13 protein-coding genes are annotated in these 15,275 nt (G+C 71.3%); 10 read left to right on the top strand and 3 right to left on the bottom strand.

Annotation, left to right across the window (positions count from 1 at the left end; all coding sequences use genetic code 11):
* The first annotated feature begins 83 nt into the window (after positions 1-83).
* Positions 84-1,049 carry a phosphatase PAP2 family protein gene (locus BJ965_RS27875; protein WP_184912149.1) on the top strand — a complete coding sequence of 322 codons (966 nt, stop codon included), beginning with the start codon at positions 84-86 and terminating at the stop codon, positions 1,047-1,049.
* Here the strand turns inward: BJ965_RS27875 and BJ965_RS27870 are convergent.
* Positions 1,046-4,054 carry a bifunctional [glutamine synthetase] adenylyltransferase/[glutamine synthetase]-adenylyl-L-tyrosine phosphorylase gene (locus BJ965_RS27870; protein WP_184912146.1) on the bottom strand — a complete coding sequence of 1,003 codons (3,009 nt, stop codon included), beginning with the start codon at positions 4,052-4,054 and terminating at the stop codon, positions 1,046-1,048. The genes BJ965_RS27875 and BJ965_RS27870 overlap by 4 nt on opposite strands.
* A 354-nt stretch (positions 4,055-4,408) precedes the next feature.
* Between BJ965_RS27870 and BJ965_RS27865 the strand changes: the two genes are divergently transcribed.
* Complete coding sequence (locus BJ965_RS27865; protein WP_184912144.1) at positions 4,409-4,855, top strand: VOC family protein; 447 nt, start codon at positions 4,409-4,411, stop codon at positions 4,853-4,855.
* A 57-nt stretch (positions 4,856-4,912) separates the two neighbouring features.
* Entirely contained in the window at positions 4,913-5,536 is a 624-nt protein-coding gene (locus BJ965_RS27860; protein ID WP_184912141.1) for a glyoxalase, read from the top strand.
* Positions 5,537-5,657: 121 nt separating this feature from the next.
* Here BJ965_RS27860 and glnA read toward each other — a convergent pair whose 3' ends face one another.
* Positions 5,658-7,019: a type I glutamate--ammonia ligase gene (glnA, locus tag BJ965_RS27855; protein WP_030837357.1), complete on the bottom strand. Its 1,362-nt coding sequence runs from the start codon at positions 7,017-7,019 to the stop codon at positions 5,658-5,660.
* Between the two features lie 294 nt (positions 7,020-7,313).
* Between glnA and BJ965_RS27850 the strand changes: the two genes are divergently transcribed.
* The gene (locus BJ965_RS27850; RefSeq protein WP_184912139.1) at positions 7,314-8,501 is read left to right on the top strand and encodes a globin domain-containing protein; all 1,188 of its coding nucleotides are present in this window, start codon (positions 7,314-7,316) and stop codon (positions 8,499-8,501) included.
* Positions 8,502-8,626: 125 nt separating this feature from the next.
* On the opposite strand, the gene BJ965_RS27845 is transcribed toward BJ965_RS27850, so the two are convergent.
* Entirely contained in the window at positions 8,627-9,076 is a 450-nt protein-coding gene (locus BJ965_RS27845) for an RrF2 family transcriptional regulator (protein WP_184912137.1), read from the bottom strand.
* 195 nt (positions 9,077-9,271) lie between these two features.
* On the opposite strand from BJ965_RS27845, the gene BJ965_RS27840 reads away from it, so the two are divergent.
* The 6 genes from BJ965_RS27840 (at position 9,272) to BJ965_RS27815 (ending at position 15,267) form a co-directional block, all read left to right on the top strand.
* Positions 9,272-9,940 (top strand): DUF3105 domain-containing protein, encoded by a 669-nt coding sequence (locus BJ965_RS27840; protein ID WP_184912135.1) that lies wholly within the window; start codon positions 9,272-9,274, stop codon positions 9,938-9,940.
* Positions 9,937-10,557: a DUF305 domain-containing protein gene (locus tag BJ965_RS27835; protein WP_184912133.1), complete on the top strand. Its 621-nt coding sequence runs from the start codon at positions 9,937-9,939 to the stop codon at positions 10,555-10,557. Before BJ965_RS27840 ends, BJ965_RS27835 begins: the two co-directional genes overlap by 4 nt.
* 170 nt (positions 10,558-10,727) lie before the next feature.
* Complete coding sequence (locus BJ965_RS27830; RefSeq protein ID WP_184912131.1) at positions 10,728-12,665, top strand: S53 family peptidase; 1,938 nt, start codon at positions 10,728-10,730, stop codon at positions 12,663-12,665.
* A gap of 90 nt (positions 12,666-12,755) precedes the next feature.
* Positions 12,756-14,510: an NAD+ synthase gene (locus tag BJ965_RS27825; RefSeq protein WP_030837338.1), complete on the top strand. Its 1,755-nt coding sequence runs from the start codon at positions 12,756-12,758 to the stop codon at positions 14,508-14,510.
* A 56-nt stretch (positions 14,511-14,566) separates the two neighbouring features.
* Entirely contained in the window at positions 14,567-14,875 is a 309-nt protein-coding gene (locus BJ965_RS27820) for an ArsR/SmtB family transcription factor (RefSeq protein ID WP_184912128.1), read from the top strand.
* Positions 14,872-15,267, top strand: a complete 396-nt coding sequence (locus tag BJ965_RS27815; RefSeq protein ID WP_184912126.1) for a VOC family protein — start codon at positions 14,872-14,874, stop codon at positions 15,265-15,267. The genes BJ965_RS27820 and BJ965_RS27815 overlap by 4 nt, the downstream gene beginning before the upstream one ends.
* The last annotated feature ends 8 nt before the right edge of the window (positions 15,268-15,275 follow it).

Genomic DNA, 15,275 nt, shown 5'->3' with positions numbered 1-15,275 from the left:
CTGATTTCGCCGCAGAACATGCGGCTCGTGCGGGGCCGCGGGATGATCGGTGGGGAAGTCCTTTTCTGGCAGACTTTGCGCCTATGGGTGAAACGACCGTAACGAAGCCGGAGGGCCTGGAAGCGGCCCTCCCGGAGACCGTTGCGGCCGATTCGGGGCACGGTCCGCTGCGCCGGCTGCGCACCCCGCGCCGGCCCCGCTTCTGGTTCGAGATCCTGCTGATCGCGGTGAGTTACTGGACGTACTCGCTCGTCCGCAACGCCGTGCCCGAGCAGAAGAGCGAGGCGCTGCGCAACGCCGACTGGATCTGGCGGGTCGAGCATCATCTGGGCATCGCCGTCGAGGCGTCGGTCAACCATGCCGTGAACTCGGTGCATTGGCTGATCGTCGGGATGAACTACTACTACGCGACGCTGCACTTCATCGTCACGCTGGGTGTCCTGGTGTGGCTGTACCGTCGCCATCCCGGCCGTTACGCGGCGACCCGCCTTGTGCTGTTCGCGACCACGGCCGTCGCCCTGGTCGGTTACTACCTGTATCCGCTGGCGCCGCCGCGGCTGATGAACGGCGGCGACTTCATCGACACGGTCATGGTCCACCAGACCTGGGGTTCGATGGCGTCCGGCGATCTGAAGCACATGTCCAACCAGTACGCCGCGATGCCGTCGATGCACATCGGCTGGTCCCTGTGGTGCGGGCTGACGATCGCCGCCCTGGCGACGGTCCCCTGGGTGCGGGTGCTGGGTCTGCTGTACCCGGCGCTGACGCTGGTGGTCATCGTCGCCACGGCCAACCACTTCTGGCTGGACGCGGTCGGCGGCATGCTGTGCCTGGCCTTCGGGTTCACGGTCGCGCGGCTCTGGTACGGGAGGATGCCGTACACGCTGCCTCGGACGGTGCCGGCGCGCGGGCCGCGCGTCTCCCGGGCTGCGGCCAGGAGGGCTGCGGCCGGGACGTCAGGACGTAGCGTGCCGGACAGGTCCCAGGGATTGCCGGACAAGTCCCATGGGTTGCCGGACAAGTCCCATGGGTGGTCCGGCAGGTCCTAGCGCTCGGCGATGCCGTAGAACAGTTCCTCCACCACACCGCGCGCCCGGCGTGCCGTGCGCCGGTACGCGTCCAGCATGTCGCCCGCGTGGCCGGGGCCGTAGCCCAGATACCTGCCCACGGCGGCCAGTTCCCGGGGCTCCGTCGGGAACGTGTCGCCGGCCCGGCCGCGGACCAGCATCACCGCGTTGCGCACGCGGGTCGCGAGGACCCAGGCCTCGTCGAGGGTCGCCGCGTCCTCCGCCGTGATGAGCCCGGCCGCCCGGGCCGCGGCCAGGGCCTCGCGGGTGCGGGTGGTGCGCAGGCCCGGCTCCGACGCACCGTGCCGCAGCTGCATGAGCTGCACGGTCCACTCCACGTCGGACAGGCCGCCCGGCCCGAGCTTGGCGTGCAGCTTGGGGTCGGCGCCGCGCGGCAGCCGCTCGGACTCCATGCGGGCCTTCAGCCGCCGGATCTCGCGTACCGCCTCGTCGGCGAGCCCGTCCGCCGGGTAGCGCAGCGGGTCGATCAGCTCGATGAAGCGGCGGCCCAGGTCCTCGTCGCCGGCGACGGGCTCGGCCCGCAGCAGCGCGTGCGACTCCCACGTCAGGGCCCACCGGCGGTAGTACGCCGCGTACGACGTGAGGGTGCGGACCATCGGCCCCGACTTGCCCTCGGGGCGCAGGTCGGCGTCGATGAGCAGGGGCGGGTCGGCGCTGGGGATCTGCAGCAGGCGGCGCATCTCGGAGACGACCTTGTTCGCCGCCTGCGAGGCCTCCCGCTCGTCGACGCCGTCACGCGGTTCGTGCACGAACAGCACGTCCGCGTCGGAGCCGTAGCCCAGCTCGTGGCCGCCGAACCGGCCCATGCCGATGACCGCGAACCGGGTGGGCAGCTCGTCGCCCCAGCCGTCCCGCACGACAGCGCGGAGCGTGCCGGCGAGGGTGGCTGCGGTCAGATCCGACACCGCGCCGCCGACCCGGTCCACCAGGGCGCCCTGGTCGGCCTCGGCGGGCTGCTCCTCGGTGCCGTAGGAGCCGACGATGTCGGCGGCGGCCGTGCGGAACAGCTCGCGGCGGCGCACCCCGCGGGCGGCCGTGACCGCCTGGGCGGCGTCGTCGGCGCGTTTCACCGCGGCGTGTATCTCCTGCTCCAGGTGGGCGCGCGGACGTGGCTCCAGGCCGCCGCCGTCCCCGTCGCCGAGCAGCGCCACCGCCTCCGGGGCGCGCATGAGCAGGTCGGGCGCGAGCCGGCCGGCGGACAGCACGCGGGCGAGGTTCTGCGCGGCGGCGCCCTCGTCCCGCAGCAGCCGCAGGTACCAGGGCGTCTTGCCGAGCGCGTCGGAGACCTTGCGGAAGTTGAGCAGGCCCGCGTCCGGGTCTGCCGAGTCGGCGAACCAGCCGAGCAGCACGGGCAGCAGGGTGCGCTGGATGGCGGCCTTGCGGGTGACGCCGGAGGCCAGCGCCTCCAGGTGGCGCAGGGCGGATGCCGGGTCGGCGTAGCCGAGGGCGACCATGCGCTCCCGGGCCGCCTCGGTGCTGAGCCGGGCCTCGCCGGTGGCGAGCTGGGCGACGGCGTCGAGCAGCGGCCGGTAGAAGAGCTTCTCGTGCAGCCGGCGTACGACCCCCGCGTGCCGCCGCCACTCGCGGTGCAGGTCGGCGACCGGGTCCGCGCGCAGACCGAGGGAGCGGCCGATACGGCGCAGCTCGGCCTCGTCCTCGGGGACGAGGTGGGTGCGCCGCAGCCGGAACAGCTGGATGCGGTGCTCCATGGAGCGCAGGAAGCGGTAGGCCTCGTCCAGCTGGGCCGCGTCGGCCCGGCCGACGTAGCCGCCGGCGGCGAGGGCCTTGAGCGCGTCCAGGGTCGTGCCGCTGCGCAGGGAGGTGTCGGCCCGGCCGTGCACCAGCTGGAGCAGCTGCACGGCGAACTCGACGTCCCGCAGGCCGCCGGGGCCGAGCTTCAGCTGGCGGTCGACCTCGGCGACGGGGATGTTCTCCACGACCCGGCGGCGCATCTTCTGCACGTCGGGAACGAAGTTCTCGCGTTCGGCGGCCTTCCACACCAGGGGCTGGACGGCGGCCACGTACTCGGCGCCGAGGTCGAGGTCGCCGGCCACCGGGCGGGCCTTGAGCAGCGCCTGGAACTCCCAGGTCTTGGCCCAGCGCTGGTAGTAGGCGAGGTGGCTGGAGAGGGTCCGCACGAGCGGGCCGTTGCGGCCCTCGGGGCGGAGGTTGGCGTCGACGGGCCAGATGGAGCCCTCGACCGTCGTCTCGGAGCAGATCCGCATCATGTGCGAGGCGAGCCGGGTGGCGGCCCGTACGGCCAGGGTCTCGTCGGTCCCCTCGGCGGCCTCGCCGACGAAGATGACGTCCACGTCGGAGACGTAGTTGAGTTCGTGGCCGCCGCACTTGCCCATCGCGATGACCGCGAGCCGGCACAGGGCGGCGTCCTCGGGCGCGGCCGCCTCGGCGATCTTGAGGGCGGCGCGCAGGGTGGCGGTGGCGAGGTCGGCGAGCTCGGCGGCGGACTCGGCGAGGCCGGTGGTGCCGCAGACGTCCCGGGCGGCGATGGACAGCAGGCAGCGCCGGTAGGCGACGCGCAGGGAGACCGGGTCGGTGGCCTCCGCGAGGCCGGCCTCGAACTCCTCCACCCCGGGGTGCAGGTCGTAGGCCTCGTACATGACGAGTGCCTGCCAGTCGTCCGGGTGCCGGGCGAGGTGATCGGCGAGGGCGGTGGAGGCGCCGAGGACGCCGAGGAGGCGGTCGCGCAGGGGCTTGGCCGCGATCAGGGTGTCGAGCAGTTCCCGGCGGGCGCCGGGGCTCTGCTGGGCCTCCAGCAGACGGACGAGCCCGAGCAGCGCGAGATCGGGGTCGGCGGTGCCGCCCAGCGCCTCCAGCAGCACCGGGTCGTCGCGCAGCGGCGCGAGCTCAGGACTGTCCAGAAGCCGCTCGGCGGCGGAGGCGTCGGTGAAACCGTGCCGCAGCAGCCGTGTGAAGGTACTGCTCCTGCGCCCCGGCGCCGCCGTCATCCGGGCCTCCCTCGCACTGTTCCTCGGATTTGCATCGGATCAAGGTCGTACGGCTTTGAGCGTAACCGCCCTGGGCGGGGGAGGCGCCGGTGAGTTCGGCAGGCGGACGGGGCGGGCGCGTGGCTACCGCGACTGGCCGCGGAGGGGGAGGCGCGCTACGGCGGTTTCCGGCCACAGGGGGTACGGGAGGGCCATTTCCACTGCGGCGCGGGCCGTGCGGCCGTCCACTCGGTGGCGCGGCGCACCGTTATCGGCTTCGGTGAGGGGAACCGTTCAGCCGGCTTCAGCCCGCGTCAGCGGCTTCTGCCGGACAAGGTGATCGGTTCTCATGAGGCCGGACGAAGGAGTCACGCCATGGACATCACCCTCGAAGTCATCCCGCTGCCCGTGTCCGACGTCGACCGTGCCCGGGACTTCTACCGGGACAAGGTCGGCTTCCACGTGGACATCGACCAGGAGGTCATGCCCGGGATGCGGATCGTCCAGCTGACCCCTCCGGGTTCCGGCTGTTCGATCGCGCTGGGCGAGTCGATCTGGCAGATGACCCCCGGCCCGACCCCGGCCCCGGGCTCCTACCAGGGCCTGCAGCTCTGCGTCGCCGACATCAAGGCGGCCCACGCGGAGCTGGTGGCCCGCGGCCTCGACGTCTCGGAGCCCGTCCAGTACTCCCCGGACGACGGCGCCACGTTCATGCACTTCCAGGACCCGGACGGCAACGGGTGGGCGGTCCAGGAGTACCGGCGCAGGGCCACCGAGCCACTGCACCAGCTGCTGGCGGACCTGAAGCGGAAGCAGGCCTGAACAACCTGGTCAGGAATCGAGAAGCAGGGTGCGTGGAGCGCGATTAGCGTCGTTGCCATGACTTCCATCGCATCCGTCACCCTCGAGGTGGCCGACCCCCCAGCCGCCGACCGCTTCTACTCCGCCGCCTTCGGTCTGGGCGACCGGCTGCGCCTGCGGGCGTCGGAGGAACCGACCTCCGGCTTCCGCGGGTTCACGCTGTCGCTCGTGGTCTCCCAGCCGGCCGATGTGGACGCCCTCCTCGACGCGGCCGTGCGGGCCGGCGCGACGACGCTGAAGCCCGCCGCGAAGTCGCTCTGGGGCTACGGGGGCGTCGTCCAGGCCCCCGACGGGACGATCTGGCAGCTCGCGTCGTCGTCGAAGAAGAACACCGGCCCGGCGACCCGGCAGGTCGACGAGGTCGTCCTGCTGCTCGGCGTCGAGGACGTGAAGGCCAGCAAGCAGTTCTACGTCGAGCACGGCCTGGCCGTGGGCAAGAGCTTCGGCAGCAAGTACGTCGAGTTCGCCGCCGACGGCCCCGTCAAACTGGCCCTGTACAAGCGCCGAGGCCTCGCCAAGGTCGCCGGAGTCTCCCCCGACGGCACCGGCTCCCACCGCCTCGTCATCGGCAGCGACGCCGGGCCGTTCACCGACCCGGACGGATTCGCGTGGACGACGGCGTCGGAGAGCGCGTCGGTGTGAGGGACGGCCCGCGACAGGAGAGGGTCAGCAGTTGGGAACCGCTGACCCAGGCCTTGGGGCCAGCAGTCCGAGACCGTCGGCCCCAAAGGTCGTCTCCGCGAGATTCCGCCTCGGCCTTCGCCTACAGCGCCGGAAGGTTCTTCCGCAGCTCGAACGCCGTGACCTCCGAGCGGTACTCCTCCCACTCCTGGCGCTTGTTGCGCAGGAAGAAGTCGAAGACGTGCTCGCCGAGGGTCTCGGCGACGAGGTCGCTGCGTTCCATGAGGGTCAGGGCCTCGCCCAGGTTCTGGGGAAGCGGCTCGATGCCCATCGCGCGGCGCTCCGCGTCGGAGAGGGCCCAGACGTCGTCCTCGGCGCCCGGCGGGAGCTCGTAGCCCTCCTCGATGCCCTTGAGGCCGGCGGCCAGCAGCAGCGCGTAGGCGAGGTAGGGGTTGGCGCCGGAGTCGAGGGAGCGGACCTCGACGCGGGCCGAGCCCGTCTTGCCGGGCTTGTACATGGGGACGCGGACCAGCGCCGAGCGGTTGTTGTGGCCCCAGCAGATGTACGAGGGGGCCTCGCCGCCCGCTCCCGCGGTGCGCTCCGCGCCGCCCCAGATGCGCTTGTAGGAGTTGACCCACTGGTTGGTGACCGCGGAGATCTCCGCCGCGTGCCGCAGCAGGCCCGCGATGAAGGAGCGGCCCACCTTGGAGAGCTGGTACTCCGAGCCCGACTCGTAGAACGCGTTGCGGTCGCCCTCGAAGAGCGACAGGTGCGTGTGCATGCCGCTGCCCGGGTGCTCGGAGAACGGCTTCGGCATGAACGTGGCGTGCACGCCCTGCTCCAGGGCCACCTGCTTCATGACGAGGCGGAACGTCATGATGTTGTCGGCCGTGGAGAGCGCGTCAGCGTAGCGGAGGTCGATCTCCTGCTGGCCTGGGGCGCCCTCGTGGTGGGAGAACTCGACCGAGATGCCCATCGACTCCAGCATGGTGATCGCCTGGCGGCGGAAGTCCATACCGACGTTGGTCGGGGTGTGGTCGAAGTAGCCGGAGTTGTCGGCGGGCGTCGGACGGCTGCCGTCCAGCGGCCGGTCCTTCAGCAGGAAGAACTCGATCTCCGGGTGGGTGTAGAAGGTGAACCCCAGGTCGGAGGTGCGGGCGAGGGCCCGCTTGAGCACGTAGCGCGGGTCGGCGAAGGACGGGGAGCCGTCCGGCATGAGGATGTCGCAGAACATCCGGGCGGTGCCCGGGGCCTCCGCCCGCCAGGGCAGGATCTGGAAGGTCGACGGGTCCGGCTTGGCGATCATGTCGGACTCGTAGACCCGGGCGAAGCCCTCGATCGCGGAGCCGTCGAAGCCGATGCCCTCGTCGAAGGCCTGCTCCAGCTCGGCCGGGGCCACGGCGACCGACTTGAGGAAGCCCAGCACGTCCGTGAACCACAGGCGTACGAACCGGATGTCGCGCTCCTCCAACGTCCGGAGCACGAACTCCTGCTGCTTGTCCATCTTCCGCTTCCCCATCCTTGCTGGTCAGGCCGCCTGTCTTCCGTACCACGGGAGGCGGTCGGGCACCAGAGCATCAGACCACACCACCATTTCGTACGCGTTGCGGGCCATGATCGCCCGGGGTGCCCGGGGCCGAACGCGTCGCATACGGCGGGTGAACTGCTCTTCCGCCCATAGTGCCTGCTCCCACCGGCATCCGTAACGGCCGGTTCCCTTCGCCGCCCCACCTGCTTAATTTGCATCTCATATGCAACTTTAACTAGCGTGCCCTCAGCCGAGCCCTGAGGAGCCCAGATGCTGTCCGAGCAGTCCGCCGCCACCGTCCGCGCCACACTCCCCGCCGTCGGCGCGGCCCTCGGCACGATCACCGAGCGCTTCTACGCCGGGCTGTTCGAGGCCCACCCGGAGCTGCTGCGGGATCTGTTCAACCGGGGCAACCAGGCCGCCGGCACCCAGCGCCAGGCACTGGCCGGTTCCATCGCCGCGTTCGCGACGCACCTGCTGGACCGTCCGGAGCAGCGGCCGGACGCGATGCTGCAGCGCATCGCCCACAAGCACGCCTCACTCGGCGTCACGCCGGAGCAGTACGGCGTCGTCCACGAGCACCTCTTCGCCGCCATCGCCGAAGTGCTCGGCGACGCGGTCACGCCGGAGGTCGCCGCCGCCTGGGACGAGGTCTACTGGCTGATGGCGAACGCGCTCATCGCCGTGGAGCGGCGGCTGCGCGAGGAGCACGGCGGGCCCGCCTGGCGGACCTGGGAGGTCGTCGAGCGGGTCACCGAGACCGCGGACGTCGCCACGTTCCGGCTCCGCCCGGCCGACGGCGGCCCGGTGCGGGACTTCCTCGCGGGCCAGTACGTCTCCGTCCGCGTCGCCCTCACGGACGGCGCCCGGCAGATACGGCAGTACAGCCTGTCCGGGGCACCCGGCCCGGACCTGCGGCAGATCAGCGTGAAGCGCGTCCACACGGCCGGCGCCCCCGACGGCGAGGTCTCGAACCACCTCCACGCGCGCGTGCGGGTGGGTGACGTCCTGGAGCTGTCCGAGCCGTACGGCGACCTGGTCCTGGACGCCGCTTCCGACACTCCGCTGCTGCTGGCCTCGGCCGGCATCGGCGTGACCCCGATGACCGCGATGCTGGCGCACCTCGCCGACTCGGGGCACCGCGCGCCGGTCACCGTCGTGCACGCCGACCGCTCCCCCGCGACCCACGCCCTGCGCACCGATCACGAGGCCTACGCGGCCAAGCTCCCGGACGCGGCCGTCCACCTCTGGTACGAGCAGGACGCCCCGGCGGGTACCCACCCGGGCCTGGTCGACCTCACCGGCGTTCCGCTCGCCTCGGGCACGCGCGCGTACCTGTGCGGCCCGCTCCCCTTCATGCGAGCGGTGCGGACCCAGCTGATCGCGAAGGGCGTGGCCGCCGCCGACATCCACTACGAGGTGTTCGGCCCGGACCTGTGGCTGGCGGGGCAGGCCTAGCCAGGCCTGCCGTCCGGAGGAACCGGGACCCGGACGTCGCGGGATCAGGGCCCGGACGTCGCGGGGATCAAGACCCGTATCAGGGCCGGCCCGGATCAGGAACCGGACGTCGCGGGGATCAGGACCTAGACCTCACGGGGATCGACGCCCCGCGAGATCCCCAGCAGCAGGACCCCGGTCGGCTCCGCCACGATGTCCTCCACCGTGACCGGGTCCAGTGAGGCGAAGAACGCCTCCTGGGCCCGGCGCAGGGCGCCGCGCAGGCGGCAGGCGGAGTTGAGGGGGCAGGGGGTGGGGCCCTCGCAGTCGACGACGTCGCCGCTGCCCTCGAAGGCACGGACCACGGCGCCCACCGAGGCCGTGCGGCCCTGCTCGGTGAGGGTGAGGCCACCGCCGCGACCGCGGCGCGCCTCGAGCAGGCCCATGTGCTGGAGCTCGGCGACGACCTTCGCCAGGTGGGTGTACGGCACGGCCATGCCGTCCGCGACGTCCCGCGTCGTCGGACTCGACCCGCCCGCGACGGCGAGCCGCATCAGCACCCGCAGGGCGAGGTCGGTGGAGCGCAGCAGCCGCATACAGGCAGCCTAGGTAATAGGAATGTCGGGTTCAAATAATCCCGGAGTACGGCGTCGCCAGGGGGCGCCAACCTGTCGGCCCGCTGTCGGTGCCGTATCGATTCGGCCCATTCCGGCGACCGCTCTACGAGGCGCCGCGTCTTCCCCATTACGATCAGCTGACCCGACTGTCACTTTTCCCACGAAGGACACCTCATGGGCTCCGCCAACAAGACCGGCACGGACCGCAAGGCGCGCATAGAGGAGATGCGGCGCGCCGAGCAGGCCCGTGAGCGCCGCAACCGGGTCCTCACCATCGCGGCCAGTGTCGTGGTCGTCGCCGGACTCGTGGTCGGCGGCGTCGTGCTCGTGCGGTCCCAGGACGACAAGGGCAGTGACACCGCGGCGGCGAGCGACTCCTCGGGCAAGGGCAAGTTCACAACGGGCAAGGACGGCGTGAAGACGTGGGAGGGGAAGCTGTCCCGCACCCACGTCACCAAGGCCGTGAAGTACGCCTCCGAGCCGCCGGTCGGCGGTGACCACAGCCCGGTCTGGATGAACTGCAACGGCGACGTCTACACCGAGCAGCTGAACAACACCAACGCCGTGCACTCGCTGGAGCACGGGGCGGTGTGGGTGACGTACAACGCCGACGCGAAGAAGGCCGACATCGACGCGCTCGCGGCGAAGGTGAAGAAGACGCCGTACACGCTGATGAGCCCGATGGACGACCAGAAGGACCCGATCATGCTGTCGGCGTGGGGCCACCAGCGCACGGTGACGGGCGCGGGCGACCCGAACGTGGACGCGTTCTTCCAGAAGTTCGTCCAGGGCGAGCAGACCCCCGAGCCGGGCGCCGCCTGCACGAACGGCCTGTCGAAGTGAGGCATGCCGGTCTGATCGCCGGTGCCGCGGCGGCGGCGCTCGTCGCCGCCGGTGCGATCACCTACGCGGTCGCCGGGGACGACGGCGGCGGCAGGACGCCGTCCGCCGAGTCCGCGGACGCCGGGTTCGCCCGGGACATGGCGGTGCACCACCAGCAGGCCGTCGAGATGTCGTACATCGTGCGCGACCGCACGAAGGACGAGGAGGTCCGGCGTCTGGCGTACGACATCGCGCAGACGCAGGCCAACCAGCGCGGCATGATGCTCGGCTGGCTCGACCTGTGGGGCCTGCCCAAGGTGTCCTCCGAGCCGCCGATGACCTGGATGGACATGGGCGGCATGGCGTCCGGCAAGGACGGCGCGCTGATGCCGGGCATGGCGGCCGACTCCGAGATGAAGAAGCTCGGCGAGCTCGACGGGAAGCAGGCGGAGGTCTTCTACCTCCAGCTGATGACGGACCATCACCAGGGCGGTGTCCACATGGCCGAGGGCTGTGCGACCCGGTGCCAGGTCGGTGTGGAGAAGCGGCTCGCGCAGGGCATGGTGGAGGCGCAGCAGTCGGAGATCTCCCTGATGGCCGACATGCTCAAGGAGCGGGGCGCGACACCGCGGTCGTGACACGGCAGGCGGCGCTTAAGCCTCAAATCGCCCTCTGTGGCGGTCTCTTGGGCTCTTCTTGGTCTCCATGGGGCGCTTCTTGGGCTGCGCCATTCCCTGGCATGAACGGTTCATCGCGAGAGTGGCGACCGTCGAGTGATCCACTCGCGACGAACCGCACAGGGGGTTCCATGAGATCCAACCGCGCCAAGGTGCGCGCCGTGAGCATGGCGGCGACACTGCCGATGCTCGCCGGTGCGCTGGCGCTCGGCATACCCGCGGCGCACGCCGCCGACCACCCGCTCCGCGACCTGCTGGCCGGGACCCGGCCCGCATGGGCCACGGCCAAGGCGGACAAGGGTGCCACCTCCGACGGCGCCCGGGTCTCGGTCCGGGTGTACCTGGCCGGCAAGGACGCCGCGGGCCTCGCCGCCTACGCGAAGGCCGTCTCCGACCCGGACTCGGCCTCGTACGGCAGGTACCTGACGGCCAAGCAGGCGCAGGCCCGCTTCGGTGCGACGAAGGCCCAGGTGGCGGCCGTGAAGTCCTGGCTGACGGCGGCCGGTCTGAAGGTCACCGGCGTCACGCGGCACTACGTGTCCGTCAGCGGTGACGTGGCCGCCGCCGAGAAAGCGTTCGGCACCCAGCTGCACGACTTCGCCAAGGGCTCGAAGACCTACCGCGCCCCGGCGAGCGCCGCCTCCGTGCCGCAGGGCCCGGCCGACGCCGTCCTGGCCGTGACCGGGCTTGACAACGCGCCTCACATGGCCACGCACGACGACCAACTGCCGCCGCCGGACACCGTGTTCCGCAACGCCGGGCCGTTCTCCTCGTACTACGGCTCGAACACCGCGAGCACGCTGCCGGACGCGTACGGCAAGAAGATCCCGTACGCCGTGAAGGGCTACACGGGCAAGCAGCTGCGGGCCGCCTACGGCGCGGGCAAGCGCACCGGCAAGGGCGTCCGGGTCGCCATCACGGACGCCTACGCCTCCCCGACGATCGCCTACGACGCCGGCACCTACGCCAAGCGCCACGGCGACGCGGCGTGGAAGACGGGCCAGCTGCACCAGTCGCTGCCCGCGACGTACACGAACACCGAGGACTGCTCGGCCTCCGGCTGGTACGGCGAGGAGACCCTGGACGTCGAGGCGGTGCACGCGGTCGCACCGGCCGCGGACGTCACGTACGTCGGCGCCGCCTCCTGCATGGACGGCGATCTGCTCGACGCGCTCGGCAAGGTCGTCGACAACCACCTGGCCGACATCGTCTCCAACTCCTGGGGCGAGGTGGAGGCCGCGCAGACGCCCGACCTCGCGGCCGCCTACGACCAGGTGTTCCAGCTGGGCGCCGTCGAGGGCATCGGCTTCTACTTCTCGTCCGGCGACGACGGCGACGAGGTCGCGAGCTCCGGGACGAAGCAGGTCGACTCCCCGGCCAACTCGGCGTGGGTCACCGCCGTCGGCGGCACCTCGCTGGCCGTCGGCAAGAGCGACTCGTACCTCTGGGAGACCGGCTGGGGCACCGACAAGGCGAACCTGTCGGCCGACGGCAAGAGCTGGACGGACTTCCCCGGCGCCTTCACCTCCGGCGCGGGCGGCGGCACCAGCAGGACCGTCGCCGAGCCCGGCTACCAGCGGGGGGCCGTGCCGGACGCGCTGGCGAAGGCCAACGGCGCGGGCGGCAACCGGGTCGTCCCGGACATCGCGGCGATCGCCGACCCGAACACCGGCTTCCTGGTCGGCCAGACGCAGAGCTCGCCGGACGGGAGGAAACAGGTCTACAGCGAGTACCGCATCGGCGGCACCTCGCTCGCCGCGCCGGTCATCGCGGCCGTCCAGGCCCTGGCCCAGGAGGCCCGCGGCAAGGCGATCGGCTTCGCCAACCCGGCGATCTACGCGAAGTACGGCTCGAAGGTCTACCACGACGTCACCGACAACCCGACGGGCAAGGGCCTCGCCGTGGCCCGGGTCGACTTCGTGAACGGCTACGACGCCACCGGCGGCCTGGCCACGTCAGCGCGCAGCCTCGGCAAGGACAGCTCGCTGTCCGCCGTGAAGGGCTACGACGACGTCACCGGCGTGGGCACGCCCGCGAGCGGCTACGTCGAGTCCTACCGGCGCCGCTGATTCGCACTGGCCTCCGCAAGGGGAACATGGGGTGGTGTGGGATGACCCACACCACCCCATTGTGTCGCACTGACGATTACACTGGGCGGCGTGCCTCAACTACGTCTCGCCCTGAACCAGATCGACGCCGGCGTGGGCGACCTCGCCGGGAACACCGAGTCGATCGTCCGCTGGACCCGGCACTCCGCCGAACAGGGAGCGCATCTCGTGGCGTTCCCGGAGATGGTGCTGACCGGGTACCCCGTCGAGGACCTGGCGCTCAGGTCGTCCTTCGTGGAGGCCTCCCGTGCGGCGCTGCGCGCGCTCGCGGCGCGCCTGGCCGAGGAGGGCTTCGGAGAGCTGCCGGTCATCGTCGGCTACCTCGACCGCAGTGCGACCGCCCAGCCGAAGTACGGCCAGCCGGCCGGTGCGCCGCAGAACGCCGGGGCGGTGCTGCACCGCGGCGAGGTGGTCCTGAACTTCGCCAAGCACCACCTGCCGAACTACGGCGTGTTCGACGAGTTCCGCTACTTCGTGCCCGGCGACAGCATGCCGGTGCTGCGGGTGCACGGCGTGGACGTCGCCCTGGCCATCTGCGAGGACCTCTGGCAGGACGGCGGCCGCGTCCCCGCCGCCCGATCCGCGCGGGCGGGCCTGCTGGTCTCGATCAACGCCTCCCCCTATGAGCGCAACAAGGACGACACGCGCCTGGAGCTGGTCCGCAAGCGGGCTCAGGAGGCCGGCTGCACCACGGCGTACCTGGCCATGATCGGCGGCCAGGACGAGCTGGTGTTCGACGGCGACTCGATCGTCGTCGACAAGGACGGCGAGGTCGTGGCGCGGGCGCCGCAGTTCTCCGAGGGCTGTGTGGTCCTGGACCTGGACCTGCCGGCGGCGTCGGCGGACGCGCCGACGGGTGTGGTCGACGACGGTCTGCGCATCGACCGCGTGGTGCTCTCCGAGGAGCCGCTGCCCGCGTACGAGCCCGAGCTCACGGGCGGCTACGCGGACCGTCTCGAGGACGACGAGGAGGTCTACTCGGCGCTGGTCGTGGGCCTGCGGGCGTACGTCGCGAAGAACGGCTTCTCCTCGGTCCTGATCGGCCTGTCGGGCGGTATCGACTCGGCGCTGGTCGCGGCGATCGCGTGCGACGCGGTGGGCGCGCAGAACGTGTACGGCGTGTCGATGCCGTCGAAGTACTCCTCGGACCACTCCAAGGACGACGCGGCCGAACTGGCCCGCCGTACGGGTCTGAACTACCGCACGGTCGCCATCGAGCCGATGTTCGACGCCTACATGGGCTCGCTGGGACTCACCGGCCTGGCGGAGGAGAACCTCCAGTCGCGCCTGCGCGGCACGCTGCTCATGGCGATCTCCAACCAGGAGGGCCACATCGTCCTGGCCCCCGGCAACAAGTCGGAGCTGGCGGTCGGCTACTCGACGCTCTACGGCGACTCGGTCGGGGCGTACGGGCCCATCAAGGACGTCTACAAGACGTCGGTCTTCCGGCTCGCCGAGTGGCGCAACCGGGCCGCCGGGGAGCGCGGCCAGACCCCGCCGATCCCCGAGAGCTCCATCAGCAAGCCCCCGAGCGCGGAGCTGCGCCCGGGCCAGGTGGACACGGACTCGCTGCCCGACTACCCGGTGCTGGACGCGATCCTGGAGCTGTACGTCGACCGGGACCGGGGCGCGGACGAGATCGTGGCGGCCGGGTTCGACGCGGAGCTGGTCGCGAAGACGCTGCGCATGGTCGACACAGCCGAGTACAAGCGGCGCCAGTACCCGCCGGGCACGAAGATCTCCCCGAAGGGCTTCGGCAAGGACCGCCGCCTGCCGATCACGAACGGATGGCGGGAGTCGCTCTGAGGGACATGCCGGGAGGACCCTTGATAGGCAAGTGAACACTCGCCTAGCAAGGGGTCGTGGCCGATGGCCTTTTCACATTCGAAGCCTTGGCCGACCCCACCCGTCGCACCATCCTCGACGAGCTCGCGGAGAAGTCCGGGCAGACGCTGTTCGAGATCTGCTCGCGGCTGAGCATGAAGCACCGGCTCGGCAGCTCGCGCCAGGCGGTCTCCCAGCACCTCGCGGTGCTGGAGGCCGCCGGACTCGTCGAGACCAGGCGGGAGTGCCGCTACAAGTTCCACGACCTGAACACGGCCCCGCTGCGCCACATCACCGAGAGATGGCTCGACCGCGGGGCGCCCGGACCCGAAGAGAGCACCCCATGAAGATCCATCTCACCAGCGTCTTCGTCGACGACCAGGCCAAGGCCCTCCGCTTCTACACCGAGGTCCTCGGCTTCGTGAAGAAGTACGACGTCCCCGTGGGCGAGACGGACCGGTGGCTGACCGTCGTCTCCCCCGAGAACCCCGGCGGCACGGAACTGCTCCTGGAGCCCGCCGGTCACCCGGCCGTCAAGCCCTACCGTGACGCACTCGCCGCCGACGGCATCCCGGTCGCCCAGTTCGCCGTCGACGACGTCCGGGCCGAGTACGAGCGCCTGAGCGGCCTCGGCGTCCGCTTCACCCAGGAACCCGTGGACATGGGCCCCGTGACCACGGCCGTCTTCGACGATACCTGCGGCAACCTGATCCAGATCGCGACCCAGCCGCAGGAGTAGGCCGGCGG

This window comes from Streptomyces luteogriseus, from assembly GCF_014205055.1.
Classification (GTDB): Bacteria; Actinomycetota; Actinomycetes; order Streptomycetales; family Streptomycetaceae; genus Streptomyces; species Streptomyces luteogriseus.
Note: the sequence above shows the minus strand (reverse complement) of the source record. Positions and strands in the feature narration are given on the sequence as shown.

Excerpts from the sequence above, each read along its gene's own strand:
- BJ965_RS27875 (WP_184912149.1), top strand. The coding sequence starts at position 84 with ATGGGTGAAACGACCGTAACGAAGCCGGAGGGCCTGGAAGCGGCCCTC.
- BJ965_RS27870 (WP_184912146.1), bottom strand. The coding sequence starts at position 4,054 with ATGACGGCGGCGCCGGGGCGCAGGAGCAGTACCTTCACACGGCTGCTG.
- BJ965_RS27865 (WP_184912144.1), top strand. The coding sequence starts at position 4,409 with ATGGACATCACCCTCGAAGTCATCCCGCTGCCCGTGTCCGACGTCGAC.
- BJ965_RS27860 (WP_184912141.1), top strand. The coding sequence starts at position 4,913 with ATGACTTCCATCGCATCCGTCACCCTCGAGGTGGCCGACCCCCCAGCC.
- glnA (WP_030837357.1), bottom strand. The coding sequence starts at position 7,019 with ATGGACAAGCAGCAGGAGTTCGTGCTCCGGACGTTGGAGGAGCGCGAC.
- BJ965_RS27850 (WP_184912139.1), top strand. The coding sequence starts at position 7,314 with ATGCTGTCCGAGCAGTCCGCCGCCACCGTCCGCGCCACACTCCCCGCC.
- BJ965_RS27845 (WP_184912137.1), bottom strand. The coding sequence starts at position 9,076 with ATGCGGCTGCTGCGCTCCACCGACCTCGCCCTGCGGGTGCTGATGCGG.
- BJ965_RS27840 (WP_184912135.1), top strand. The coding sequence starts at position 9,272 with ATGGGCTCCGCCAACAAGACCGGCACGGACCGCAAGGCGCGCATAGAG.
- BJ965_RS27830 (WP_184912131.1), top strand. The coding sequence starts at position 10,728 with ATGAGATCCAACCGCGCCAAGGTGCGCGCCGTGAGCATGGCGGCGACA.
- BJ965_RS27815 (WP_184912126.1), top strand. The coding sequence starts at position 14,872 with ATGAAGATCCATCTCACCAGCGTCTTCGTCGACGACCAGGCCAAGGCC.